This is a genomic window from Nocardia wallacei, assembly GCF_029869545.1.
Classification (GTDB): domain Bacteria; phylum Actinomycetota; class Actinomycetes; order Mycobacteriales; family Mycobacteriaceae; genus Nocardia; species Nocardia wallacei_A.
This window is the reverse complement of the sequence record NZ_JARWQD010000176.1, coordinates 1-24,117: the sequence shown is the minus strand read 5'-3', so window position 1 is coordinate 24,117 and position 24,117 is coordinate 1. Positions and strand designations below refer to the sequence as shown.

Sequence of the window (24,117 nt, the reverse complement as noted above, 5' to 3'; positions counted from 1 at the left end):
ACTCCGGACATGCTGCGCACATGACAAACCCCGCCGCTTGCGGACCCAAATGGAGCCGCGGCGGGGCGGTAGCCGGCGCTGTTTGCGGTATTGAAACCGCGAGGGCATGTAAACCAAAACGCGGTGCCGGGTCCTACGCCGGCAGGCCCGTCCGCCACCCGCCCGCCGCGGCACCCTACGGGCCCGGCTGCGGCGGGGTTTGTCATGTGCGCAGCATGTCCGGAGTCGCGACAGCCGGGGTTTGTCGTGCGCGCGGCGTCTCTGTAGCTGCGATGGCGGGGTTGTCGTGTACGCGGCATCTCCGAAGCTGCGATGGGCGGGTTTGTTGTGGGGGGGGTCTCTGGAGTTGCGATGGGCGGGTGTGTGGTTGGGGGGGGGTCTGGAGTAGAGGGGGGCGGGGGCTCGACGACCACGGCTCTGGAGTCGCCGGGATCGGTGGTGCGGTCGGCCAGTCCCGCCGCGATCAGCCTGCCGATCAGCGCCGTTGCCGATGGCTGGGAGCACCCGTCGATCCGGGCGAACTCGCTGACCCGCAGCGGGCCGTGCTCGTCGAGGACCGACAGCGTGCGCACCATGGCCCGCGGCAGCCCGTCCCCGCCGAACGCCCCGGCCAGCCGCGTGAGCCTGCTACCGGCGACGGCGATGTCCACCAGTAACTCTTCGCGGCTCACGGCCCGGACGGGTTTGCTCAACTGCACGAACAATTAGTTTACATTTACTAACTATCTATGTACATAGGCTAACTATCTGAACGGCTGTGAGATGCCGCACGACCGGTAGTGTCGCTGGGGTGCCCGATATTCGCGATGCCCTGCACGCCGTCCTCCCGGCAGTCGGAAAGCACCTCGAGTGGACCCCGGTGACCAGCGGCGAATCCGGCGCCGCGGTCGTTCGGGCCGAGGACGGTTCGCGCTACGCCAAGCTGGTCCCGCCCGATCGGGCAGCGGAACTGCGGCAGGAGCGCGACCGGATCGAATGGCTGTTCGCGCAGGGCATTCCGGGGCCCGAGGTGCTGGATTGGATCGCCGACGATGCGGGCGTCTGCCTGGTGACCAGCGCGGTAGCCGGTGTGCCCGCGGATGCCGTCGCGCCCGCCGAACTCGAGCGGGCGTGGGAAGATATCGCGCGAACGGTGCGGCGCCTGCACGGCCTGCCGGTCGATGCGTGTCCCTTCACCCGGGAACTGGCGGATATGTTCGCCACCGCGCGTGACGTGGTGGCGCGCGGAGCCGTCGTACCGGAGTTCCTACCCGTCGAACAGCAGCGCACGCCGCCCGAGGAACTGCTCGCTCGCCTCACCCCGGAACTCGAGCTGCGGCTGGCCCAGGAATCCACGGAAGCCGTTGTCTGCCACGGTGATCTGTGCCTGCCCAACATCATTCTCGATCCGGCCACCTGGGAGGTGGCGGGCCTGATCGACCTCGGTCGGCTGGGACGGGCCGACCCCTACGCCGATATCGCGCTCCTGCTCGCGAACGCCCGGGAGACGTGGCCGGACGAGGATCGCGCCCGCGCCGCCGACGAGGAATTCGCGCAGTTCTACGGCATCGATCTCGACGGCGACAGGCAGCGCTTCTATCTCCACCTCGACCCCCTGACCTGGGGGTAGTCCCCGCAAGGGGTCGTCGGCTCAGGCCGGGCGGGCCAGAGGCCGGGCGGGCGTGCCGAAGAGCTGGGCGTCGGCGTGGGCCCGTTTGAAGTAGAGGTGGGCGTCGTGTTCCCAGGTGATGGCGATGCCGCCGTGCATCTGGACCGTTTCGCCGACGACCGCGTCGAAGGCATGGGAACAGTGGATGCGGGCGGCGGCGAGGTCCAGCGCCGCGTCGGGGGACACGGCCGCCCCGGAGGGCCGGGTCGTCGCCGTCGGTTCGGGCAGGCCCGCGATGGCGGTGTAGGCGGCCGAGCGGGCCGACTCCACCAGCACGTACATGTCGGCCATCCGGTGCTTGAGTGCCTGGAAGCTGCCGATCGCACGGCCGAACTGCACGCGGGACCTGGTGTAGTCGACCGTCAGCTGCAGGCACTTGTCCGCGGCGCCGACCTGTTCGGCGGCCAGTGCGGCCCAGGCGATATCGCGCAGCCGGGCGGTCACCGTGGCCGGGTCGCCGCCGAGGGCCCGGGCGGGCGCGGCGGCGAAGCCGATCTCGGTGAGGCGCCGGGTCGGGTCCATGGTCGGGGACACCGTCCGCGTGACTTCCGGTGCGTCGGCGTCGATTTCGTACACACCGTCGGCGGTGAGCACGATGAGGGTATCGGCGACGGCACCGTCGAGCACGTAATGCGCGGTGCCGGTGAGCTTTCCGCTCTCCGCACGCACGCCCGGGGTGTCCCAGCCGCGCGGCCCCGCCCAGCACAGCGCCAGGGTGCGGGCGCCCTCGGCCACCTCGGGCAGCAGCCGGGCGCAGGCATCGGTGTTGCCGGACAACAGCAATGCCTGCGTACCGAGCACCGCCGAGCCGAGCATGGGCGGCGCGTGCAGGGTGCGGCCCAGTTCCTCGACGACGACCAGCGCGGCGCTCAGCCCGGCGCCGATCCCGCCGAATTCCTCCGGAATCGCCAGCGCCGCGACGCCGACCTGCTCGCACAGCAGCGTCCACAGCTGCTCGTCGTATCCCCGCTCACCGTCGATCGCCCGCCGCAGCACGGAACTGTCCCCATGCTTGGCCAGGACGGCGCGGACGGTGGTGGCGAGCTCCTGCAGCTCCGAGATGTCGGTCATACCCGGCCTCCGAGTTCGTTTCGAACCGTGCCGAGGCGCATCGCTCCGGCTGGTCGCCCAGACGATCCTGCTCGTCGAGCCGAGTGGCGATCGCCTTTGATGATCATGCGGGGGCTCCCTCGCGCAGGGCGGCGGCGATGCGCGCCCGGTGGAAATCGGCTGTACCCCAGGCGGACCGGAGCGCGGTGACCTTGGTCAGCCACAGCGAGATATCGCATTCGGCGGTGTAGCCGATGGCGCCGTGCACCTGCAGCGCGATGCGGGCGGTGCGGTAGGCGGCCTCGCCGCAGGCCAGCTTGGCCGCCGACACGTCGCGGGCGCGATCGGGCGAATTCAGGCTCAGCGCGGCGCGATGCAGCAGCGGCTCGGCCATCTCCAGTCCGATGAGCGCGTCGGCCAGGTGGTGCTTGACCGCCTGGTACTGCCCGATCGGCTTGCCGAACTGGTGTCTCTGCTTGGCGTAGGCGACGCTGGTGTCCAGCAGCGCCCGGCCTGCGCCGAGCAGCTGTGCCGCGACCGCCAGCGCACCGGCGTCGAAGGCGGCGTCGACGGCCGGGCGCACCGCATCGCCCTCGGCGACAACATCATCGGTCTCGACGGTGAACAGGCGCCGCGCCCCGTCGACCGACCGGATGTGCTCGGTGCGGTGGCCGGTGTAGAGGCGATCGCCGTCGGCCACCAGCACCACCTCGGCGGTGTCGGCATCCACCGCGGGCGTCTGCGGCGACAGCGCGATCGTGCCCAGCGCCTGGCCGTCGGCGAAGCCCGCCAGCCACCGCCGCGCCAGCGCCGAGTCCGGAAGTGCCTGTAGCAGTGTGGGAATCACCGCGGCCGTTTCGGCCAGCGGCCCCGGCACGGCCGCGCGGCCGATCTCCCGCAGGGCGACCACCAGGTCGATCGCCTCGGCGCCCATGCCGCCGTGGTCCTCGTCGATCGCCAGGCCCAGCGCGCCCGCACCGGCCAGCTGGCGGATCAGCCCGCGGCCGGCGCGGTGGTCGCCACCGGCCCAGGCGCGAATGATCCCGGGGGTTCCGGCGGCATCGCACATCTTGCGCAGGCTGTCGGCGAAATCGCGCTGTTCGGGCGCAAGTGCAAATCTCATCGAGCGGTCCAATCGGGGCTAAGAGCGTGGAAGTGATACTGCGCGAGCATGATTCGCCTCCGATCCGTCACCGCGGCAGGCCGAGCAGCCGCTCGGCGATGATGTTGCGCTGAATCTCGTTGGTACCGGCGTAGATCGGGCCCGCCAGGGAGAACAGGTACCCGTCGGTCCAGCCGCTGCTCTGCTCGGCGGCCGGGCCCAGCAGATCCAGGGCGGTCTCGTGCATGGCGATGTCCAGCTCGGACCAGAACACCTTGTTGACCGACGATTCCGCGCCCAGCTTGCCGCCCTCGGACAGCCGGGTCACGGTGGCCAGCGTGTTGAGCCGGTAGGCCTCGGCGCCGATCCACGCGTCCACCACGCGATTTCGCGCCTCGGTATCGGCAGGGTCGGCCGTGGTGCGCCACAGGTCGAGCAGCCGCCGCGCGGTCGCGTTGAACCGTCCCGGGCTACGCAGCGACAGGCCGCGCTCGTTGCTCGAGGTGCTCATCGCGACCCGCCAGCCGTCGTTCGGGGTGCCGATCACGTCGCGATCGGGAACGAAGACGTTGTCCAGGAAGATTTCCGCGAATCCGGGCTCGCCGTCGAGCTGCGGGATGGGCCGCACGGTCACCCCGTCCGCCGACAGCGGGAACATCACATAGGTCAGCCCGCGATGCCGCTCGGCCTCCGGATCGCTGCGGAACAGCCCGAAGCCCCAGTCGGCGTACGACGCCCGCGAGCTCCAGGTCTTCTGCCCGTTGAGAATCCAGCCGCCGTTGGCCCGGCGCGCGCTGGACCGGATGCCCGCCAGGTCGCTGCCCGCCTCCGGCTCGGACCACGCCTGCGCCCAGATGTCGTCACCGCGGGCCATCCGGGGCAGGATGCGCTCGAGCTGCTCGGGCGTGCCGTGCTCGAAAAGCGTCGGCGCCAGCAGGAAGATGCCGTTCTGGCTGACCCGACCGGGGGCCGCCGCGGCGTAGTACTCCTCCTCGAACAACACCCATTCCAGCAGCGACGCGTCGCGGCCGCCGTACTCGGTCGGCCAGGACACCACCGACAGCCGCGCCTCGGCCAGGGTGCGTTCCCATTCCCGATGAGCCTCGAATCCGGCCCGAGTGTCCATAGACGGCAGCGGGGTCGCCGGAACGTTGGCGCGCAGGAACTCCCGGACCTCGAGCCGGAACTGCTCGGTGGCCGCGTCGTAGTCCAGGTTCATCTACTTCGCTCCGTTCTGGTTCTGTGCCGCACTGACTTTCATGGATTTCGCGTTCATGCCGCCGAGCGAGTCCGCGCCGACCTCGGCATTGTGGGCGTGTGCGAAGTGGTGCAGCCCGAACACCGAGTCCATCCCCGCGCGCATGCCCATCAGGTCCTCGCACTGATTGACGGCCTTCTTGGTCAGCGCCAGCCCGAATTGCGGCATGGCGGAGATCTTTTCGGCCAGCTCCAGGGCCTGCGTCGCGAGCTCCTCGCGCGGCACCACCCGGTTGACCATCCCCCACTCGTAAGCCTGCGCCGCGGAGAAGCGGTCACCGGTGAACAGGATCTCCTTGGCGCGCCGCGGTCCCAGCATCCACGGGTGCGCGAAGTACTCGACGCCCGGGATGCCCATGCGCACAACGGGATCGGAGAAGAAGGCGTCCTCGGAGGCGACGATGAGATCGCACGACCACGCCAGCATGAGCGCCCCCGCGATGCAGGCGCCCTGCACCGCGGCGATCGTCGGCTTGGGGATCTCCCGCCAGCGGCGGCACATACCCAGATAGACCTCGGACTCCCGGGCGAAGCGCTGATCGCCGCCGGGGCGGTCGACGTGGTCCCACCACAGCGCCGCCTTGTTCTCGTAGTGCACGTGGTGGTCGCGTCCCGGTGTGCCGATGTCGTGACCGGCGGAGAAGTGTTTCCCGTTGCCCGCCAACACGATGACCTTGACCTCGGCGTCCTGCACCGCGCGTGTGAAGGCCGCGTCGAGCGCGTAGGTCATCACCGAGTTCTGCGCGTTGCGGTACTGCGGCCGGTTCATCGTGACGATCGCTACCGGGCCGCGGCGCTCGTAGGTCACGACCTCGCCTTCGTCGGGGATCTGCCCGTCGGGGTTGTCGGTCACGAAATCTCCTCACGTAGTTGCCGCTTGAGTACCTTTCCGGCGGCGCTGTAGGGCAGCCGGTCGCGGAACTCGATGTAGCGGGGCACCTTGAAGTTCGCCAAAGTCTGCTTGGCGTAGGCGATCACGTCGTCCTCGGTCAGCGTGGCGCCGGACCTGCGCACGATGTATGCCTTGCCCACCTCGCCCATGCGCTCGTCCGGCACGCCGATCACCGCGGATTCGGCGACCCCGTCGAGCCGGGCCAGCGCCTGTTCGATCTCCGCCGGGTAGACGTTGAAACCGCCCGCGATATACATGTCCTTGAGCCGGTCGGTGATCTTCAGATAGCCGCGCTCGTCGAGCACGCCGACGTCGCCGGTGTGCAGCCAGCCGTCGGGATCGATGGTCTTGGCGGTGTTCTCGGGATCGTCGAGGTAGCCGAGCATGACGTTCGGGCCGCGCATGAGCAGCTCGCCGTTGTCGTCGATGCGCAGCTCGAATCCGGCGATCGGCCCGCCGGAGGTCCCGGCGACGACCTCGGCCGGATCGTCGGGGCGGCACATGGTGCCGAATCCGGCGGATTCCGACAGCCCGTAGGCGGTCACCACCACATCGAATTTCAGCTCGCCGCGCATTCTTTCGATCAGCACCACGGGCACGGTCGCGGCGCCGGTGACGGCCACCCGCAGGCTGCTCAGGTCGAAATCGGCGCGGGCGGGGTGCTCGAGGATGGTCTGGTAGATCGTCGGCGGCCCGGTCAGCACGGTAATGCGTTGCTGCTGCACCATCCGCATCGTCTCCGGCACGTCGAACGTCGCCTGCGGCACGATGGTGGCGCCGGTGACCACGCAGGCCAGCATGGCCGCCTTGTAGCCGAAGTTGTGGAAGAACGGCGGGATCACCAGATACCGGTCGGAGCTGTTCAGCGTCGAGCATTCACACCAGGCCCGCACCACGTCCAGCGCCTGCCGATGCGCCACCAGCGTGCCTTTGCTACGCCCCGTGGTCCCGGAGGTGAACAAAATATCGGAAATATCCTCGGGCCCAACGGATTCCCCGCGGGCGATCACCTCGTCGTGCGACACCTGCGCGGCGAACCGCCCGAGTTCGTCCCACTCGATCACGTCTGCCGCCGCATCGCCGGTGACCTCGTCCCCCGGAATCACGATCACCGTTCCGATCGCCAGATCCGGTGCCGCATCCCGCAATTCGGCCAGCCGGTCACGCCCGAGGAACGGCCCGGCGACGAACAGTGCCTTGGCATCCACCCGCTGCAAGGTCTCCACCGCCTCCGCGGCGACATAGCGAGTATTCAGCGGGACCAGCGCCGCACCCGCATAGTGCGCGCCCAGCGCGGCCACCACCCAGTGGAAGGTGTTGGGCGCCCAGATGGCGATCCGGTCGCCGCGCTCGACGCCACGGGCGATCAGCGCTCCGGCCGTCTGCCGGACCGCGTCGAGCAACTGCGCCCAACTCAGGTGGACATCGCCGTCGTGCACGGCGGGCGCGTCGCCGAAGGTCCGCGCCGCCTCCTGCAGGGCGAGGGGAGTGGTCTGCACAGGGGTTGTCACGGTCGTCCTCCCGCGGCGAGCCGCGAATCAGAATCTGTCGGTCTACAAAGCAAGTGCTTGGTAGGTTACTCTACCGGAGTGAGTGTGATCCAGACCCACGATCCGGGTACCGCGGCGGAATCTCCCCAGGATGCCGAATTCCGCGCCGACGTGCGCGAATGGCTGGCCGAAAACCTGAACGGACAGTTCCGCGAGCTGGTCGGGCTCGGCGGTCCGGGCCGCGAGCACGAGGCATTCGACGAGCGGCTGGAGTGGGATCGCCACCTCGCCGCGGCCGGGTGGACCTGCCTCGGCTGGCCCGAACGGTACGGCGGGCGCGACGCCACCCTGCGCCAGCAGGTGATCTTCCACGAGGAATACGCCAAGGCCGACGCCCCGAGCCGGGTCTCGCATCTGGGCGAGGAACTGCTCGGGCCCACGCTGCTGGCCTTCGGCACCGAGGAGCAGAAGCAGCGCTTCCTGCCCGGCATCAAGACCGTCACGGAGCTGTGGTGCCAGGGCTACTCCGAACCCGGGGCCGGTTCGGACCTGGCGGCCGTGACCACCACCGCCCGCCGCGACGGCGACGAGTGGGCCATCAACGGGCAGAAGATCTGGACCTCGCTGGCGCACGTGGCCGACTGGTGCTTCGCGATCTGCCGCACCGAGCCGGGCTCGTCCCGCCACAAGGGGCTGTCGTATCTGCTCGTGCCGATGAAGCAGCCGGGGATCGAGGTGCGCCCGATCATCCAGCTCACCGGGACCGCCGAATTCAACGAGGTGTTCTTCGACGACGCCCGCACCGCCGCCGATCTCGTGGTCGGCGAGCCGGGCGACGGCTGGAAGGTCGCCATGGGCACCCTGACCTTCGAGCGTGGCATCTCCACCGTCGGACAGCAGATCCGCTTCGCGCGCGAACTGGGCGACCTGGAAGCGGTGGCGAAAGCCAATGGTGCCCTGGAGAATCCGGTGCTCGCGGAGCGGATCGATCAGGCCTGGGTCGGGCTGCGGGTGCTGCGGGCGCACGCGCTGCGCACCCTCGAGTCCGGGCACGACACGGTGGACGCGCGAACCGCCGCCGGGCAGGCATCGGTGTCGAAACTGTTGTGGGCCAACTGGCATCGCGGACTGGGCGAGCTCGCCATGGATATCCTGGGCGCCCCCGGCCTGATCTCGCTGCCCGACGATCTGAACGAATGGCAGCGGCTGTTCCTGTTCAGCCGTGCCGACACCATCTACGGCGGCTCGAACGAGGTGCAGCGCAACATCATCTCCGAACGCGTGCTCGGTCTGCCGCGTGAGGCTCGGTAGAAAGGACCATCCCGTGACAGACCTTTCCGTTGCGCCCCAGCCGATTTCCGGCCACGGACTGCTCACCGGCCGGAACGCGGTGATCACCGCCGCCGCGGGCACCGGCATCGGCTCGGCGACCGCGCGCCGACTGCTCGACGAGGGCGCCGACGTCGTCGTGTCCGACTGGCACGAGCGGCGCGTGAAGCAGACCGAAGAGGAACTTGCCGCCGCCTATCCCGACCGACGGGTGAGTTCGGTGGTCTGCGACGTCACCAGCACCGAGCAGGTCGACGAGCTGATCCGTGTGGCCGCGGAACGCCTGGGCCGCATCGACATCATGGTCAACAACGCCGGATTGGGCGGGGAGACACCGGTTGTCGACATGACCGACGAACAGTGGGACCGCGTCCTCGACATCACACTCAACGGCACCTTCCGCTGCACCCGCGCGGTCCTGAACTACTTCCGCACCGCGGGGCACGGCGGCGTGATCGTCAACAACGCCAGCGTGCTCGGGTGGCGTGCCCAGCACGGCCAGGCCCACTACGCCGCCGCCAAGGCCGGGGTGATGGCGCTGACCCGATGCAGCGCCGTGGAGGCCGCCGAACTCGGCGTGCGGATCAACGCGGTCGCGCCGAGCATCGCCCGGCACCCCTTCCTGGACAAGGTCACCTCGGCCGACCTGCTGGATCGGCTCGCCGCGGGCGAGGCGTTCGGGCGCGCGGCCGAGCCGTGGGAGGTGGCGGCCACCATCGCCATGCTCGCCAGCGACTACACCTCCTACCTGACCGGTGAGGTGGTTTCGGTGAGCAGTCAGCGGGCCTGACGCGGCGGCGCCCGAGACGGTGAAAATTGGGTGCCCCGAGCACCCCCGGGTGTGCAATCCTGATGAGGGCCGGTTCCTAAATTTGCGAAGGGACCACCCATGGGACTGGACCGTCGTCAGGAAGACAACGAAGAGCTGGAACTCGAGCTGGTACGTGAGGTTGTGCTGGCCCGTCGACGGCTGGACAGCATCGTGCTGGCCGCGCTCACTCTCGGGGCCGAACTACTCGAGCACACCTCCGAATGCGCGACCGCGATGCGCGCCGCCCAGATTCTGGAACAACATTCGGTCGACGAGGCCGGTGTCGCCCGCGATCCGCGCGGTGCGCTGCGCGCCGATCTGGCCCGCGACCGGTTGCGCGCGCAGCGCATCGGGCTCGAGCATGTGCCCGGTGCCGCCGAGTCCGACGAGGACCGGCACCGCCGCAAACAGCACGCGCTGCTGCGCGAGGTGCGGGCCGACCTGCTGGAGGTGGTGCGGCGCTGCCGCCAGTTCAGTTTCGATCGGGTCGCCTTCGCCGACAGCATCGCCGAGGGATTGTGCGCCGCCACCGACAAATTGGTGATCGGCGCCGATATGGAGACCTATCGCGCCTGGCAGCGCGGCATGGTGCTGAAGATCAGCGAACAGCCCATGCCGAGCGGCCCGCCGCGCGCCATGGCCACCGTCGACGCGGGCCCGGGCCGCGGACCGCTGACAGTCGAATGGGACAGCTGCGAGCGGCGGCTCGCGCTGGTGGCGCGGATGGCGCGGGCGGGGGTATCACCGGTCGTCATCTGCGACCGCTTGCTCGCCGACCTCTCGGTGTCCTCACCATTGCGCTACTCGTTCCGCTGACCGACGTAGACCAAGCAAATGCTTGGTTGTACTATGGGCGGGTGACCGCACCCGACGCATCCAAATCCGCACGTCGTAACGAACTGCTCGCCCTGGCGGCCGGTCTGTTCGCCGAGCGCGGGCTGCGTGCGACCACGGTCCGCGACATCGCCGACGCGGCCGGAATTCTATCCGGCAGCCTCTACCACCACTTCGATTCCAAGGAGTCGATGGTGGACGAGATCCTGCGCGGCTTCCTCGACGATCTGTTCGGCCGCTACCGCGAGATCGTCGACTCCGGCCTGTCGCCGCGAGATACGTTGGAGGCGTTGGTGATCGCGTCCTACGAATCGTTCGACCGCTGGCACTCCGCGGTGGCGATCTACCAGGCCGAGGCGAAAAGGCTCAGCGGCACACCGCGTTTCGCCTATATCGACGAGTACAACCGGGAGTTCCGCGAGCTGTGGCACAAGGTGCTCGCCCGCGGCGTCGAGGACGGCAGCTTCCGCCCCGAACTGGATATCGAACTCGCCTACCGCTTCCTGCGCGACACCGTGTGGGTCGCCGTGCGGTGGTATCAGCCCGGCGGCCGCATCACCGTCGACAACCTCGCCAAGCAATACCTGACCATCGTGCTCGATGGCCTCACCAATCCCGAAGCGCAGCACCGCAAGTAGGAGTTTCCGCCAATGTCTGCACCGTCCGCCCGCCCGCAGTACGCACCCGTGCGAGAGGCATACGTCATCGATGCCGTGCGCACCCCGATCGGTAAGCGCGGCGGATCCCTCGCCGGTGTGCATCCGGCCGATCTGGGCGCGGCCGCCCTGCAGGGTCTGCTGGGGCGCAACACGATCGACCCGATCCAGGTCGACGATGTGATCTTCGGTTGCGTGGACGCGATCGGCCCGCAGGCCGGGAATATCGCGCGCACGGCCTGGCTGGCGGCGGGTTATCCGGAGGCCGTGCCGGGCGTCACCGTGGACCGGCAATGCGGATCCAGCCAGCAGGCAATCAATTTCGGCGCGCAGGCCATCATGAGCGGCACCGCCGAGGTGATCGTGGCGGGCGGCGTGCAGAACATGAGCGCCATCCCGATCTCGGCGGCGATGCTGGCCGGTAAGGAGTACGGCTTCGAGTCGCCGTTCGTCGGCGCGCAGGGCTGGGACCACCGCTACGGCACCGGCGAGGTGACGCAGTTCAAAGGCGCCCAGCTGATCGCGGAGAAGTGGGGCATCAGCCGCCGAGACATGGAGCAGTGGGCGCTGCGCAGCCACGAGCGCGCCCGCAAGGCCATCGCCGAGGGCAAGTTCGATCGCGAGATCGTGCCGGTCGGCGACTTCTGGATCGACGAGGGGCCGCGCGAGACCAGCCTGGAGAAGATGGCCGGGCTGAAGCCGCTCAGCGACGGCAGCCCGCTCACCGCGGCGGTGGCCAGCCAGATCTCCGACGGCGCGAGCGCGACGCTGCTCGCCTCCGAGTGGGCGGTCGGCGAGTACGGGCTGCGCCCCCGGGCCCGCATCCACCACGTGAGCGCCCGCGGCGCCGACCCGGTCCTCATGCTCACCGCGCCGATCCCGGCCACCCGGTGGGCGCTGGAGAAGACCGGCCTGACCATCGACGATATCGACGTCATCGAGATCAACGAGGCATTCGCCTCGGTCGTGCTGGCCTGGCTGAAGGAGACCGGCGCCGACCCCGACAAGGTCAACGTCAACGGCGGCGCCATCGCCCTCGGCCACCCCCTCGGCGCCACCGGCGCCAAACTCTTCGCCACACTCCTCAACGAACTGGAACGAGTGAACGGCCGCTACGGCCTGCTCACCATCTGCGAGGGCGGCGGCACCGCCAACGCCACCATCATCGAACGCCTGAGCTGACCCACGCCCTGCACCGGCGTCTCGTCCTCGCCCTCTTGTCCCCGGCGTGCTTTTGGCCGGGGTTACGATCGGTGGGGTGAAGGTGCTGGGGGCTTGCCCGCTGGATTGTCCTGATGCGTGCTCGTGGGTGGTGACCGTCGAGGACGGGCGAGCGGTCGGGCTGCGGGGGAACAAGGAGCATCCGGTGACCCGGGGCGCGTTGTGCGTGAAGGTGAACCGGTATCTCGAACAGCTGCATGCCGAGGATCGGATCACGTATCCGATGCGGCGGGTGGGGCGTAAGGGGGAGGGGCGGTTCGAGCGGATCGGCTGGGACGAGGCGCTCGATGAGATCGCCGCGCGGCTCACCGGGATCATCGACGAATACGGCGGCGAGGCGATCTGGCCATTCCACGGCACCGGGAGTCTCGGCTATATCCAAGGGATGGAAGGCTTTTCGGGGCGGCGGTTGTTCAATGTGCTGGGCTCGTCGCTGCACGATCCGACGATCTGCTCGATCTCCGGCACGCTGGGGATGAAGTACACCCTGGGCACCTCCGGTGGCATGGACCCCGAGGATTTCGCCAAATCGAAATTGATCCTGCTGTGGGGCACCAATCCGCTCACCTCCGGGCATCACGTGTGGAAGTTCATCCAGGACAGCGGCGCCTACACGGTGGCGATCGATCCGGTCCGCAGCCGCACCGCCGAACGCTGCGACGAACACATCGCACCGCTGCCGGGCACCGACGCCGCGCTGGCGCTCGGGCTGATGCACGTGATCGTGTCGATGGGCGCCGCGGACCTGGATTTCATCGCCGAGCACACCGTCGGCTGGTCCGAATTCCGTCCGCGCATAGAGGAATTCACCCCGCAGCGCGTCGCGGCGATCACCGGGCTGCGCGAGGAACAGATCATCGATCTGGGCGAGCGCATCGCCACCACCCGGCCGACCGCGATCCGTGCCTCCCAGGGCATCCAGCGCCACGCGGGCGGCGGGATGGCGTTGCGCACCATGGCATGTCTGCCCGGAGTCACCGGCGATTGGGCGATTCCCGGTGGGGGACTGCACTATTCGACCAGCGGTCACTTCAAGCTGGACCTCCCGGGGCTGGTGCGTTTCGATCTGCTGCCGCATCCGGTGCGCACGCTGTCGCAGACCCGGATCGGTGACGGGCTGCTGAACGTGGACGACCCGCCGGTCAAGGCGCTGTTCGTCATCGCCGCCAATCCGGTCGGCTCCAATCCGGATCAGCGCAAGGTGATCGAGGGCCTGTCGCGCGAGGATCTGTTCACCGTTGTGCTGGAACACTTCCCGACCGACACCGTCGACTACGCCGACATCGTGCTACCCGCCACCATGCAGCCCGAGCACCTGGACGTGCTGGCCGCCTACGGCAACATGTACCTGGTCTGGAACGAGCCCGCGGTGGAACCGCCCGGCGAATGCCTGTCCACCACAGAGACTTTCCGGCGCCTGGCCCGCCGCATGGGCGTGACCGAACCGTCGGTCTACGACTCCGACGAGGACCTGGCCCGGCAGCTGCTGAAGGGCTACGACTTCGAGCGGTTGCGCGCCGACGGATTCCTGAAGGTCGAGCCGGGCCCGGTGCCGTCGGACAAGCTGCAGTTCGTCTCCACCCGCGCCGAGAAGGCGGGCCACGACCCGCTTCCGGCCTACACCCCACCGTCCGACCCGGGCGACGGCCTGGTCCTGATCTCCGCCGCCTCGCACTACTTCTTGAACACCGTCTTCGGCAACAACCCCGAACTACGGCGCCGCGCAGGCGATTCCCGCATCACCCTCCACCCCGAGGATGCCGCCGCCCGCGGAATCGCCGACGGCACACCGGTACTCGTCTCCAACGCCCGCGGCGCCTTCGAGGCCACCGCCGAAGTCTCCGACCGAGTCCGCCCCGGCGTAGCCGCCACCACCAAGGGCCGCTGGGCCAAATTCACCGGCGGCGCCACAGTCAACGCCACCATCGCCGAACGCGACTCGGACTTCGGCGGCGGCGCAGTCTTCCACGACAACCGCGTCCAGGTCACCCCCGCCTGAGTCAACGTTCCCGCACCCTCTGTTCGTTCTCGCACCCCTTACAAGGTCCTGCAAGGGGTGCGGGAACCGGCACGGGGTGCGGGAATTGTGGCTCTGCCGACCGGTAGGGGTGGTGAGCTACGGGGTGAGGTCTGTGTTCGTGAGTGCTGTGGTGAAGGTGTCCCATTCGGTGGGGGTGAAGCGCAGGGCGGGGCCGGTTCGGTCTTTCGAGTCGCGGACGCCGATGGAGCCGTCGGGGAGGAAGGCGACTTCGACGCAGTCCTTGCCGCCGGAGCTGCGGGAACTCTTGCGCCACACTGCATTCGATAGATCGATATCAGGGAAGTTGCTCACGCGACGAACTCCTTAGCAATCTGTCGTATGAAGTTCCGGCTTGCGACGTTGTCCAGCGCAGCACGTCGAATCGCCTGGTGAGCATCATGGTAGCGCTGAACGTCGTCCGGAGTCTCCAGATAGAGATCGCCGGTGAAGTTCTCCAGATAGACGACAGGTGGTTCGATCACCTCGCCCTTGTTGTCGGTGCCGAAGTCGAGGATCGTGAACAGGCCGATCGGGTCTCCCAAAGGTATTCCAGCGCGGTGGGGCAGGACGCGCAGGTCGATGTTCGGCTGAGTGCTGAGGTCGGCGAGATGCCGGAGCTGGGCGGCCATGATTCGCGGCGTACCGACCATTCGCCGCAGGGCGCACTCGAGGATGACAACGTTCAGGCGGGTGGGATGCCGCTTGCGAGTGAGCTTCGCCTGGCGCTTCCGTTTCAGCTCCATCCGTCGGTCGATCTCCTCTTCCGAGTCGTTCGGGTAGACACTACGGGCGAGCACACGGGCATACGCGGACGTCTGCAGCAGCCCGAGAATTACATCTGGTGCGTATGAAATAATCTGGCGCGCAGCGCTTTCCAAGCCGACATATACATCGAAGTCGGGAGGAATCAGCCCGCCATACGCGTTCCACCACGATTTCTCCGTCGCCTGCTGCGCCAGGCCGAGCAGCCCTGCCGTTGTCACCTCGTCGGCGTCGTAGAGCCTGCACAGCTCGCGTATATCCACCAGTCGAATACGTGTGGCCTGACCGGTTTCGAGTCGTTGCAGTGAACTGGGACTGAGTTCGATCAGATGAGCTGCCTCCTCCAGCGTTATTCCCGTCTGATGCCGCAAGTCGCGCAGTAGCCGTCCCAGTCGCCGTCGTGGAAGTGTGCTGCCGACACCCTGCATTGCCTTACCCCACTCCCCATCAGCAGTGATGTGATTTCGGCATGACACTGCCACGAGGGCGGAGCAATCTAGGAGCGTTCACCGCATCGGTTGTAAGTCCGACTCGTTTTCCCAGGAAGAAACCCGTGCGGCCGAGCCTTCGCCCCCAACCGGGAATATCCATTTGGCCGTCACCAGCGGAAAGGTCCTCGGCACGCTCCTGTGGCGACGGCCTCGCGGGATATCAGAAGAAGTGGGCGGACAGGGAGGAGCTGCCGGTGCCGTAGCCCATGCTGACGAGCCAATTTCGGAAGGCGATCAGGGCGCCACCCACGGGGCCGGGGTCGCTGCACGAGCCGCCGACGGAGGAGAAGGTGCAGCCGTCATTGGCCACGGGAGTCTGGTCGATCTCGCTGTTCAGGGGCACGCCGTTGGCGGCCGATGCCGTGGCCGCCGGGCCCACCAGCACGCCCGTGACCACCGCGCCAGCCAGCATCAGGCCGCTGATTCCGCGCTTCCACGGGGCATTGCTGTTCGATGTGCGCACGGTGCGAACCTACCGGATCTCGTGGTGCGGGATCCGGCGGTATATCCAGAGCTGGGGGTTATGGAGACGAAAAAGGACCACCCCGGAGCGAGAAGAGGGGCGGGGTGGTCCTTTTCGTTGTGACCGAAGGTTTTTCGGTCACGCCGAGGGGGCCGATTCGGCTTCGTGGCGCAGTGCGGTGAGCGCGTCGATGCGTGCGGCCGCGTCGCCGACGATGCGGTCGATCAGTTCCTGCACGGTCGGCAGGTCGTCGATGATGCCCGTGACCTGGCCCGCGGCGAGCACGCCGGCGCGCGTATTGCCCTCGACCAAACCGGATTTCAGCAGCATCGGGGTATTGGCGGCCATGATGACCTGAGACCAGGTGAGGTCCTTGGTCTTTCGCATGGACAGGCCGTCGCGGACGATCGTGGACCACTTCATCCCGGTCATGCCCTTGAACTTGAGCGCGTTGGACACCGCCGCCGCCAGCCCGCGCCAGCGGCCCGAATGCTCCAGGCGCTCAACGAGATCGGTATTCAGCACCCGGTGTGGCATGCCGTCGACCTTCAGCGACACCACGGTGTCCTGCAGACCGCGGTTCAGGTACTCCTGCTTGACCGCGTCGGGCACGGTGCTCTCCTGGGTGAGCAGGAAACGCGTACCCATCGCGACACCCGCGGCGCCATAGGACAATGCGGCCGCCAGGCCGCGCCCGTCGAAGAAGCCGCCCGCCGCCACGACCGGGATATCGACGGCATCGAGGACCGACGGCAGCAGCAGGGTGGTGGCGACCGGGCCGGTATGCCCGCCGCCCTCGCCGCCCTGCACGATGACCGCGTCGGCGCCCCACGAGGCCACCTTCACCGCGTGCTTGGCCGCGCCGATCGACGGAACCACCACGACCCCGGCATCTTTCAGCCGCGCGATGAGTTCCTTCTTCGGCGCCAGCGCGAACGAGGCGACGCGCACCTTCTCCCGGATCAGCAGCTCGATCCGCTCCGGTGCATCGGTGGCGTCGGCGCGAATGTTCACCCCGAACGGTTTGTCGGTGTGGGCCTTGGTCTTGGCGACGGCCGCCTCGAGCTCGGCATAGGTCATCGTCGCCGAGGCCAGAATGCCCAGCCCGCCCGCGTTGGCAGTAGCGGCGACCAGGCGCGGCCCGGCAACCCAGCCCATACCTGTCTGCACGACAGGATGCTCGATCCCGACCAGTTCGGTCAGCGGGGTACGCAGCCGTGCCGTCATTGCTGCGCCTCACAGATATCGGCTTCGGCGGCGACGAATACCGTCGCGTGCCCGATGTGACCGCTCATCCCGCGACCTCCTTGTCCCGAATTCCCCTGGGGTCCAGTACGGTTCGGATGATCTGCAGTTCCTCCTCGGTGGGCCACCGGGTCGTCCCGGCGGTGTCCAGTCCCGCCACCTCGAACGAGGTGTTGTCGGCGACCTCGTCCGCCGTTACCCCGGGATGCAGGGAGAGCGCCTGCAGCGTGTGGCCGGGGCCGCCGAAGTCGAAGACGCCCAGATTGCTCACCACCCGGTGCAGGTGGTGGAACCGGTACGCCGGGTTCTCGGGATCGACCTTGTCGTAACCGATTCCGGAGACGATATCGACCCGCTCGCAGAACACCCGCTTGCTGTGCCGGGGCACGAAATAGCTGGTGGCGTGGTTGATCGTGTTACCGGGAGCGCCGCGCACGCCGAACATCTGCCGGGTCGGCTGCTGCAGCGGCCCGAACGCCGACAGATTCTGATTGCCGAACCGGTCGAGCTGGTTGGCGCCCATGACGACGTGCCGCCGCCCGGAGGCGACCACGTCGAAGACCCGGCCGAACGGAATCCAGCCCTCCACAGGCGCTTTGGCGCCCAGCGCGGGCGTCTCGGCGAGCAGCTGCGATTCCCCGTCGGAGATCAGCAGATCGGGTTCGAAGGTCAGCCGCGCCAGCCGCGCCCCGATGGTCGGGGTCGGCGACATCGGGCTGGCCATGATTTCGCCAGCGCCGCGGAAGATTTCGGCGCAGGCGACCGCGCACACCTCGGCGCGCGTCGCGGTGGTGGTGTCGGTCATCGGCGCTCCTCGTTCTCGACAGGTGCCTGGTCGAAGGTGACCGTCATGGCGCCGGGGCGGGCGAAGGTCACCCGCATCCGGGTGGTGGGCGGCGCGCTCTCGGGGCGCGGGGCCGGGGTGGTGGTCTCACTCATTTCGACTGCTCCGCGGCGAATTCGCGGACGGCGGCCTGGTATTCGTCCTCGGACACATCCAGGTACCGGGCCTTGAACGCGGCCCAGGTATCGGCCTCCTTGGCCGCCTCCACGTAGTGCCGCTGGAACTTCTCGTCCCGGCCGTAGCTGCCGGAGAAGGTGAAGTGCGCACCGCCCGGCGCCTCCACCACGCCGTCGACCATCATGCGGTTGAGCAGAAGCGCCTGCTGCGGAACGGCTTTCACCAGTTCCTCGGTCTCCACCAGTCGATCCACCGACAGGTAGCGGCGCTCGGCGGCCAGGCAGAACAGATCGTCCATGTACGGGTCGACCCCGGTGTAGGCGGCATTGCCGTGCTTATCACCGAGGTCCATGTGGACGAACGCCGCGTCGAGGGTCAGCGCGGGCATGGCGACGAGAGTTTCGGTGCGGCCGTCGGCATTCGGATACGGCGACCGCACCGTCTGCAGCTCGCCCTCCCAGAAGTTCGGCACGTCCGAACCGAGCCCCGCCCGGATCGGCAGGAACGGCAACCGTGCCGCCGCGGCCTGCAGCCCGCACTTCACCATGCCCTCGTCCATCTCGCGGACGACGATCTCGCCGCCCGTGCGGGCCTTGGCGAACCACGGATCGTAGAACGGCGCCGAATCCAGTGACACGAAGCCGTAATACGCCTTGCGCACCTTGCCCGCCGAGCACAGCAGGCCGAGGTCCGGGCCGCCGTAGGACACCACGGTCAGGTCGGTCACGTCGGACCGCAGCAGCGCGCGCACGAAGGCCAGCGGCTTGCGGCGCGAACCCCAGCCGCCGATTCCCACGGTCATGCCGCTGCGCAGCTGCCCGACCGCCTCCTCGAGGCTCATTCGCTTGTCGCGCATCACTTCTCACCCCGCTTCGCGGCCAGATCCGCGTCGAACCGCTCGCGGATCTCATCGGACACCCCCGCCAGATTCAGCTCGAAGGTGAAGCCCTGCTCGTACCGGTAACTGCGGTGCACGTCCTGGGTGTCGATCCCGTTCAGCGCGCGCTTGGCGGCGCGGATGACCCGGCCGTCCTTGTCGGCGATGTTCTTGGCGACTTCCATTGCGGCCGAATCCAGTTCGGCGCGCGGAACCACCTTGTACACCGACCCGAAGTGATGCAGCTGCTGCGCGGTCACCGTGCTCGCGGTGTAGAACAGCGTCCGCATCATGTGCTGCGGCACCAGCCGTGCGAGATGGGTGGCCGCGCCCAGCGCACCGCGCTCCACCTCGGGCAGGCCGAAGGTCGCATCGTCGGAGGCCACGATCACGTCCGCATTGCCCACCAGGCCGATACCGCCACCCAGGCAGAACCCGTTCACCGCGACGATCACCGGCACCTGGCATTCGTACACGGCCGAAAATGCCTCGTAGCACCCGTGATTGGCGTCGATCAGGGTCTGGTGGCCCGGATTGCGCTGGATCTCCTTGATATCCACGCCCGCGTTGAATCCGCGGCCCTCCGCGCGCAGCACCACGACCTTGGTCTCCGGGTCGCGCCCCGCCGCCCGCACGGCGTCGGCCACTCCGAACCAGCCGGCCGTGGGCAGCGCATTGACCGGCGGGTAGTCGATCGTGACGACCTCGATCCCCGAGGTCTCGGTGTGACGGTTGATCCCCATCGCATGTCCATTCGTTGGCAAAACAAGCAAGTGCTTGGTAGGTTATCACGGTGGCAATCGAAGTGGACCTCTCCGGAGCCGTCGTTCTGGTCACCGGCGGCGTGCGGGGAGTGGGCGCCGGTATCAGCCGGACCTTCCTGGACGCCGGGGCGACCGTGGTGACCTGCGCGCGCCGTCCGGCGGATGGTCCGATCGAGAGTTCGGGCCGCCGCGCCGACTTCCTGCCCTGCGATGTGCGCGACGGCGATGCGGTGCCCGCGCTGATCGACGGGATCGTCGAGCGGCACGGCCGGATCGACCACGTGGTGAACAACGCGGGCGGCGCCCCGTTCGCCCTCGCGGCCGCGGCCAGCCGCAACTTCCACGCCAAGATCGTGGAGCTGAATCTGCTTGCCCCGCTGCTCGTTTCGCAGGCCGCCAATGCCGTGATGCAGAACCAGCCCGGCGGCGGTTCGATCGTGATGATCTCCAGCGTGAGCGGCCACCGGCCCTCGCCCGGCACCGCCGCCTACGGCGCGGCCAAGGCCGGGCTCGACAACCTCGTCACCTCCCTGGCGGTGGAATGGGCGCCGAAGGTCCGGGTCAATTCGGTGGTCGTCGGCATGGTGAACACGGAATCCAGTCATCTGCACTACGGCGACGAGGCGGGCATCGCCGCCGTCGGCGCCACCGTCCCGCTGCAGCGCATGGCCGCGCCCGAGGACATCGGCCGGGTCGCGGCCTTCCTGGCCTCCCCGCTGGCGGGCTACGTCAACGGCGCCTCGCTGCTGGTGCACGGCGGCGGTGAGCGCCCGGCGTTCCTGGACGCCGCCACCGTCAACGACTCCCGACCAGCAGCACAATCGAAATGAGAGCGACGAATATGGCAGACAACACCGATCGGATCTGTGCCGGGCGCACCGTCATCGTGACCGGGGCGGGCGGCGGAATCGGCCGCGCGCACGCGCTGGCGTTCGCCGCCGCCGGCGCCAATGTGGTGGTCAACGATCTGGGCGCGGAACTCGACGGCAGTCCCCGCACCGACTCCCCGGCCGCCCAGGTCGCCGAGGAGATCCTCGAGCTGGGCGGCAAGGCCGTGGTCAACGGCGACGACGTCGCCGACTGGGCCGGTGCCGAGCGCCTGGTCAACCAGGCCGTCGAGACCTTCGGCGGGCTGGATGTGCTGGTCAACAACGCCGGAATCGTCCGCGATCGGATGCTGGTGAATCTGTCCGAGCAGGAGTGGGACGCGGTCGTCCGAGTGCACCTCAAGGGCCACTTCGCCACCATGCGTCACGCCGCCGCGTACTGGCGCGGGGAGTCGAAGGCCGGGCGGCCGGTCGACGCCCGCATCATCAACACCAGCTCCGGCGCCGGGCTGCAGGGCAGCGTCGGCCAGGGCAACTACGGCGCGGCCAAGGCGGGGATCGCGGCCCTGACCATCACCGCCGCGGCGGAGTTCGGGCGCTACGGCGTGACCGTGAACGCCATCGCGCCGAGCGCCCGCACCCGGATGACCGAGACGGTCTTCGCCGACATGATGGCCGCGCCGGAGTCGGGCTTCGACGCCATGGCCCCGGAGAACATCTCCCCGCTGGTGGTCTGGCTGGGCAGCCCGGACTCGGCCGATGTGACCGGGCGGATGTTCGAGGTGGAGGGCGGCAAGGTGGCGCTGGCCGACGGCTGGCGGCACGGCGTGCCGGTGGATCGCGGCGCCCGCTGGGAGCCCGCGGAGCTGGGTCCCGCGGTGCGCGAGCTGATTGCCAAGGCGACCCCGCCGGAACCGGTCTACGGCGCCTGATCGCCGGGCTGTCGCCGCAGGTCCGACACGCCAAGGCCGAATCGCGCGACGCGCCGCAACCTTCCCCGCGGCAGCGATCCGGCCGGTCGTCGGCATCGAATCAGCTTGTGCGAGTAGCAAGGACCTGGATGCCAGCCGGTGTCTCGTGACACCGGTCGGTGGAAGCAGGGGTGTAGCCGGATTTCCGTCCGCCGCCCGGTCGCCGCGGCCTTCGGGTGATTCGGCTGCTCACAGCGTCGTGGGGCAGGTCACACCATCCCACTGCGCGAGCAAACACTCGGCAGTTATGATGATCGACATCCGTTGTATTCCCGGATGTGATCGCGACCGGGTGCAGATCTGCGCTGAAAGATGAGGGGAAGGCAAGCGCATGACCGTGGGTCGCATAGCGCGCGTAGTGGCAGTGGCCGGGATCGTCGCCGGTTGCGGCCTACTGGGCCCGCTGGCCGCCCAGGCTCAGCCCAATCCCTGTCCGCAGTGCGGTCCCGGTGGTCCGGGGTCGGGCGCGAGCGGCAAGGACGACGGCGTTCCCCTCTCCATCCCCGGCCGCTCGACCGACCCGGTGACTCCGCCGAGCGAGGTCTCGGCATCCACCCCCGATCAGGCCCCGGCGGTGCAGGACACCGCGGCCGTCGAGGTCGGGCTGCTCGATTTGCCGACTCTCCTCGGTACCGGCTCCGCCAGCGTGCTCGGCACCGGGTCCGCCGCCCTCGGCGCCGCAGCGGGCACGGGCTCGGCGGCGGTGGGTTCCGCGGGTGCGGGCGCCGGGTCGGCCGTGCTCGGCACGGGCTCCGCGGCGGGCACCACCGGGTCGGCGGTGACCGGATCCGCCGCTGCGGGAACGGGTTCGGCGCTCGCGGGCGCGGGTTCGGTAGTGGGCCCGACCGTCGCGGGCACGGGTTCCGCGGCCGGAGGAGCCCTCCTGGCCACCGGTTCGGCCACTGGCGCCTCATTGGCCGCTCTCCTCGGAACCGGTTCCGCCGCAACGGGTTCCGCTGCTGTGGGCACGGGTTCAGCGTTGGCTGCGCTGTTGGGTACGGGCTCGGCCGCGACCGGTTCGGCTGCTGTTGGGGCCGGTTCCGGATTGGCGGCGTTGCTCGGGACAGGTTCTGCGGCAACAGGTTCCGCTGCTGTGGGTACGGGTTCGGCATTGGCCGCGCTGCTCGGGACGGGTTCTGCGGCAACGGGTTCGGCTGCTGTGGGTACGGGTTCGGCGTTGGCTGCGCTGTTGGGTACCGGCTCGGCGGCTACCGGGTCGGCCGCGGTGGGCTCAGCGGCGGTCATGTCGCCCCTGCTTCTGTTGCTTCTGCTGCAGCCGGTTCCGGTGCCGCCACCACCGGCCGTGCCCGCGCCGCCGCTGGCGATCCCGCCCGTTCCGGTGCCTCCGGTTCCCGCGCTTCCGGCGGTCGTGCCGCCGGTGCCCGTGGCCGCCCCGCCCGCGGCGCCTGCGCCTGCGCCTCCACCACCCCCGCCGCCCGCCGTGCCGCCGCCGCCCGCGCAGGCACAGGCGCAGCCGAACGTGCGCCCCACCGCCGACACCGGCGCGCTGCCGCCCATCAAGGTGCTGAGCGTCGTGGGCGGCCTGGCCGCAATGGCGTTGGCCGCGGCCGGATCCGGCGCGGTGAGCTTCCAGAGCGCCTCGGCCGCGCAGGCGCGCATCGACGCCGCCCGCGCGGAGTTCTTCGGGCCGAGGGCATGAGGGGGTGACCGATGACGGACAGTCGCACACAAAGTAACCGCTCCTATCGCCGGGTCGCGGCCGCCGTCGACGCGGTCTGCGCGGTGGCCGCCGACTTCGACGCCACCACCCTCGACGAGGTGGTCCTGGCCATCTCGGCCGAGCGCCGCCGCCCGATCGAAATCGCCAGCGGCGAACTGGGTCCCGGCGTCTGCGGACAGCGGCGCAGCTATCCGGACAAGGACGTCATCGTGCTGGCGTCGGCGCTGCCCACCCGCGAGCACACGCTCGCCCACGAGCTCGGGCACATCATCTTCGACCACCCCGGCGAACCCGCCCCCGCGGTGACGCTCGAGGCCGACGACGACCTGATCGCCTACATGCTCAGCCAGCGCGCACACCAGCAGGTCGTCGAGGACGGCGACGACGACCAATGCGAGTGGGAGGCAGAGACCTTCGCCAGCATGCTGATGACCCGGCTGCGCGTATTCCACAACCGGGGCGCCGGGGTCTCGGTCCTGCGATTCGACGAGGCACTCGGATGAGGGAGGCCACACCATGACGTTCTGGCTGACTGCCCTGCTGGTCTGGATGGCCGCCGGTGCCCGCGTCGGACGCGTCCTGGTGAAGCCCGCGACGACGGCGCGGGTCGCGATCGTGGTGGCGGTGGCCGCGGTGGCCCCGGCCCCCCCCCGATAGATTACCGAGGTGGCGGGGGCCCCGGGTAACAAAAGGCCCAAAGGAATTAGCGGTCAGATTCAAGCCGCCCGGGTACAGACCGCGGCCGGGCTGCTGTTAGCCCTGGCG

General features: G+C 69.0%; 26 protein-coding genes and 1 pseudogene. 13 read left to right on the top strand and 14 right to left on the bottom strand.

Annotated elements, in window-relative coordinates:
- Positions 1-536: pseudogene (locus QH290_RS14465) on the bottom strand (hypothetical protein); the annotation flags it as partial.
- Here QH290_RS14465 and QH290_RS14460 point away from each other — a divergent pair.
- On the top strand, positions 439-708 hold the full coding sequence (locus tag QH290_RS14460) for a hypothetical protein (RefSeq protein ID WP_280383293.1): 270 nt from the start codon (positions 439-441) through the stop codon (positions 706-708). The pseudogene QH290_RS14465 and the gene QH290_RS14460 sit on opposite strands and share 98 nt — an antisense overlap.
- Before the next feature lie 82 nt (positions 709-790).
- Positions 791-1,609, top strand: coding sequence for an APH(3'') family aminoglycoside O-phosphotransferase (locus QH290_RS14455; protein WP_425303602.1), 819 nt, complete (start codon positions 791-793; stop codon positions 1,607-1,609).
- A gap of 21 nt (positions 1,610-1,630) precedes the next feature.
- On the opposite strand, the gene QH290_RS14450 is transcribed toward QH290_RS14455, so the two are convergent.
- From QH290_RS14450 to QH290_RS14430, 5 genes are all read right to left on the bottom strand, one after another.
- Complete coding sequence (locus QH290_RS14450; protein ID WP_280383286.1) at positions 1,631-2,719, bottom strand: acyl-CoA dehydrogenase family protein; 1,089 nt, start codon at positions 2,717-2,719, stop codon at positions 1,631-1,633.
- Positions 2,720-2,822: 103 nt separating this feature from the next.
- A complete protein-coding gene (locus QH290_RS14445; RefSeq protein ID WP_280383284.1) occupies positions 2,823-3,821 on the bottom strand; it encodes an acyl-CoA dehydrogenase family protein in 999 nt (332 codons plus the stop codon).
- A 67-nt stretch (positions 3,822-3,888) separates the two neighbouring features.
- Positions 3,889-5,019 (bottom strand): acyl-CoA dehydrogenase family protein, encoded by a 1,131-nt coding sequence (locus tag QH290_RS14440; RefSeq protein WP_280383282.1) that lies wholly within the window; start codon positions 5,017-5,019, stop codon positions 3,889-3,891.
- The gene (locus QH290_RS14435) at positions 5,020-5,910 is read right to left on the bottom strand and encodes an enoyl-CoA hydratase (RefSeq protein WP_280383280.1); all 891 of its coding nucleotides are present in this window, start codon (positions 5,908-5,910) and stop codon (positions 5,020-5,022) included.
- On the bottom strand, positions 5,907-7,460 hold the full coding sequence (locus QH290_RS14430; RefSeq protein ID WP_280265197.1) for a FadD3 family acyl-CoA ligase: 1,554 nt from the start codon (positions 7,458-7,460) through the stop codon (positions 5,907-5,909). The genes QH290_RS14435 and QH290_RS14430 overlap by 4 nt, the downstream gene beginning before the upstream one ends.
- Before the next feature lie 78 nt (positions 7,461-7,538).
- Here QH290_RS14430 and QH290_RS14425 point away from each other — a divergent pair, with 78 nt between their 5' ends.
- From QH290_RS14425 to QH290_RS14400, 6 genes are all read left to right on the top strand, one after another.
- Positions 7,539-8,750, top strand: coding sequence for an acyl-CoA dehydrogenase family protein (locus tag QH290_RS14425; RefSeq protein ID WP_425303601.1), 1,212 nt, complete (start codon positions 7,539-7,541; stop codon positions 8,748-8,750).
- A 13-nt stretch (positions 8,751-8,763) separates the two neighbouring features.
- Positions 8,764-9,558, top strand: coding sequence for an SDR family oxidoreductase (locus QH290_RS14420; RefSeq protein ID WP_280383278.1), 795 nt, complete (start codon positions 8,764-8,766; stop codon positions 9,556-9,558).
- Positions 9,559-9,657: 99 nt separating this feature from the next.
- The gene (locus QH290_RS14415; protein ID WP_280265199.1) at positions 9,658-10,395 is read left to right on the top strand and encodes a hypothetical protein; all 738 of its coding nucleotides are present in this window, start codon (positions 9,658-9,660) and stop codon (positions 10,393-10,395) included.
- Between the two features lie 41 nt (positions 10,396-10,436).
- Positions 10,437-11,051, top strand: coding sequence for a TetR/AcrR family transcriptional regulator (locus tag QH290_RS14410; RefSeq protein WP_280265200.1), 615 nt, complete (start codon positions 10,437-10,439; stop codon positions 11,049-11,051).
- Positions 11,052-11,099: 48 nt separating this feature from the next.
- Positions 11,100-12,251, top strand: a complete 1,152-nt coding sequence (locus QH290_RS14405; RefSeq protein WP_280265217.1) for an acetyl-CoA C-acetyltransferase — start codon at positions 11,100-11,102, stop codon at positions 12,249-12,251.
- Between the two features lie 76 nt (positions 12,252-12,327).
- Entirely contained in the window at positions 12,328-14,289 is a 1,962-nt protein-coding gene (locus QH290_RS14400) for a molybdopterin-containing oxidoreductase family protein (RefSeq protein ID WP_280383276.1), read from the top strand.
- Positions 14,290-14,406: 117 nt separating this feature from the next.
- On the opposite strand, the gene QH290_RS14395 is transcribed toward QH290_RS14400, so the two are convergent.
- The 8 genes from QH290_RS14395 to QH290_RS14360 form a co-directional block, all read right to left on the bottom strand.
- A complete protein-coding gene (locus QH290_RS14395) occupies positions 14,407-14,622 on the bottom strand; it encodes a DUF397 domain-containing protein (protein WP_280265202.1) in 216 nt (71 codons plus the stop codon).
- Positions 14,619-15,500, bottom strand: a complete 882-nt coding sequence (locus QH290_RS14390) for a helix-turn-helix domain-containing protein (protein WP_280383274.1) — start codon at positions 15,498-15,500, stop codon at positions 14,619-14,621. Before QH290_RS14390 ends, QH290_RS14395 begins: the two co-directional genes overlap by 4 nt.
- A 223-nt stretch (positions 15,501-15,723) precedes the next feature.
- On the bottom strand, positions 15,724-16,026 hold the full coding sequence (locus QH290_RS14385) for a hypothetical protein (RefSeq protein ID WP_280383272.1): 303 nt from the start codon (positions 16,024-16,026) through the stop codon (positions 15,724-15,726).
- Between the two features lie 138 nt (positions 16,027-16,164).
- Positions 16,165-17,253, bottom strand: a complete 1,089-nt coding sequence (locus tag QH290_RS14380) for an NAD(P)H-dependent flavin oxidoreductase (protein ID WP_280383270.1) — start codon at positions 17,251-17,253, stop codon at positions 16,165-16,167.
- Positions 17,254-17,317: 64 nt separating this feature from the next.
- A complete protein-coding gene (locus tag QH290_RS14375) occupies positions 17,318-18,076 on the bottom strand; it encodes a CoA-transferase subunit beta (protein ID WP_280265206.1) in 759 nt (252 codons plus the stop codon).
- Complete coding sequence (locus tag QH290_RS14370) at positions 18,073-18,210, bottom strand: hypothetical protein (protein ID WP_280265207.1); 138 nt, start codon at positions 18,208-18,210, stop codon at positions 18,073-18,075. The genes QH290_RS14375 and QH290_RS14370 overlap by 4 nt, the downstream gene beginning before the upstream one ends.
- Entirely contained in the window at positions 18,207-19,088 is an 882-nt protein-coding gene (locus QH290_RS14365; protein WP_280265208.1) for a CoA transferase subunit A, read from the bottom strand. Before QH290_RS14365 ends, QH290_RS14370 begins: the two co-directional genes overlap by 4 nt.
- Complete coding sequence (locus QH290_RS14360; RefSeq protein WP_280265209.1) at positions 19,088-19,852, bottom strand: enoyl-CoA hydratase family protein; 765 nt, start codon at positions 19,850-19,852, stop codon at positions 19,088-19,090. The genes QH290_RS14365 and QH290_RS14360 overlap by 1 nt, the downstream gene beginning before the upstream one ends.
- Before the next feature lie 56 nt (positions 19,853-19,908).
- Here QH290_RS14360 and QH290_RS14355 point away from each other — a divergent pair, with 56 nt between their 5' ends.
- The 5 genes from QH290_RS14355 (at position 19,909) to QH290_RS14335 (ending at position 24,009) form a co-directional block, all read left to right on the top strand.
- Positions 19,909-20,703 (top strand): SDR family oxidoreductase, encoded by a 795-nt coding sequence (locus tag QH290_RS14355; protein ID WP_280265218.1) that lies wholly within the window; start codon positions 19,909-19,911, stop codon positions 20,701-20,703.
- An 11-nt stretch (positions 20,704-20,714) separates the two neighbouring features.
- A complete protein-coding gene (locus QH290_RS14350; RefSeq protein ID WP_280265210.1) occupies positions 20,715-21,632 on the top strand; it encodes an SDR family oxidoreductase in 918 nt (305 codons plus the stop codon).
- 370 nt (positions 21,633-22,002) lie between these two features.
- Complete coding sequence (locus QH290_RS14345) at positions 22,003-23,331, top strand: hypothetical protein (protein WP_280383269.1); 1,329 nt, start codon at positions 22,003-22,005, stop codon at positions 23,329-23,331.
- A gap of 11 nt (positions 23,332-23,342) precedes the next feature.
- The gene (locus tag QH290_RS14340; RefSeq protein ID WP_280265212.1) at positions 23,343-23,855 is read left to right on the top strand and encodes an ImmA/IrrE family metallo-endopeptidase; all 513 of its coding nucleotides are present in this window, start codon (positions 23,343-23,345) and stop codon (positions 23,853-23,855) included.
- A 13-nt stretch (positions 23,856-23,868) separates the two neighbouring features.
- Positions 23,869-24,009, top strand: a complete 141-nt coding sequence (locus QH290_RS14335) for a hypothetical protein (RefSeq protein ID WP_280383267.1) — start codon at positions 23,869-23,871, stop codon at positions 24,007-24,009.
- The last annotated feature ends 108 nt before the right edge of the window (positions 24,010-24,117 follow it).

Coding starts and splice junctions, on each gene's coding strand:
- QH290_RS14450 (WP_280383286.1), bottom strand. CDS start 2,719: ATGACCGACATCTCGGAGCTGCAGGAGCTCGCCACCACCGTCCGCGCC.
- QH290_RS14445 (WP_280383284.1), bottom strand. CDS start 3,821: ATGAGATTTGCACTTGCGCCCGAACAGCGCGATTTCGCCGACAGCCTG.
- QH290_RS14440 (WP_280383282.1), bottom strand. CDS start 5,019: ATGAACCTGGACTACGACGCGGCCACCGAGCAGTTCCGGCTCGAGGTC.
- QH290_RS14415 (WP_280265199.1), top strand. CDS start 9,658: ATGGGACTGGACCGTCGTCAGGAAGACAACGAAGAGCTGGAACTCGAG.
- QH290_RS14390 (WP_280383274.1), bottom strand. CDS start 15,500: ATGCAGGGTGTCGGCAGCACACTTCCACGACGGCGACTGGGACGGCTA.
- QH290_RS14380 (WP_280383270.1), bottom strand. CDS start 17,253: ATGACGGCACGGCTGCGTACCCCGCTGACCGAACTGGTCGGGATCGAG.
- QH290_RS14375 (WP_280265206.1), bottom strand. CDS start 18,076: ATGACCGACACCACCACCGCGACGCGCGCCGAGGTGTGCGCGGTCGCC.
- QH290_RS14370 (WP_280265207.1), bottom strand. CDS start 18,210: ATGAGTGAGACCACCACCCCGGCCCCGCGCCCCGAGAGCGCGCCGCCC.
- QH290_RS14365 (WP_280265208.1), bottom strand. CDS start 19,088: ATGCGCGACAAGCGAATGAGCCTCGAGGAGGCGGTCGGGCAGCTGCGC.
- QH290_RS14360 (WP_280265209.1), bottom strand. CDS start 19,852: ATGGGGATCAACCGTCACACCGAGACCTCGGGGATCGAGGTCGTCACG.
- QH290_RS14350 (WP_280265210.1), top strand. CDS start 20,715: ATGGCAGACAACACCGATCGGATCTGTGCCGGGCGCACCGTCATCGTG.
- QH290_RS14345 (WP_280383269.1), top strand. CDS start 22,003: ATGACCGTGGGTCGCATAGCGCGCGTAGTGGCAGTGGCCGGGATCGTC.
- QH290_RS14340 (WP_280265212.1), top strand. CDS start 23,343: ATGACGGACAGTCGCACACAAAGTAACCGCTCCTATCGCCGGGTCGCG.
- QH290_RS14335 (WP_280383267.1), top strand. CDS start 23,869: ATGACGTTCTGGCTGACTGCCCTGCTGGTCTGGATGGCCGCCGGTGCC.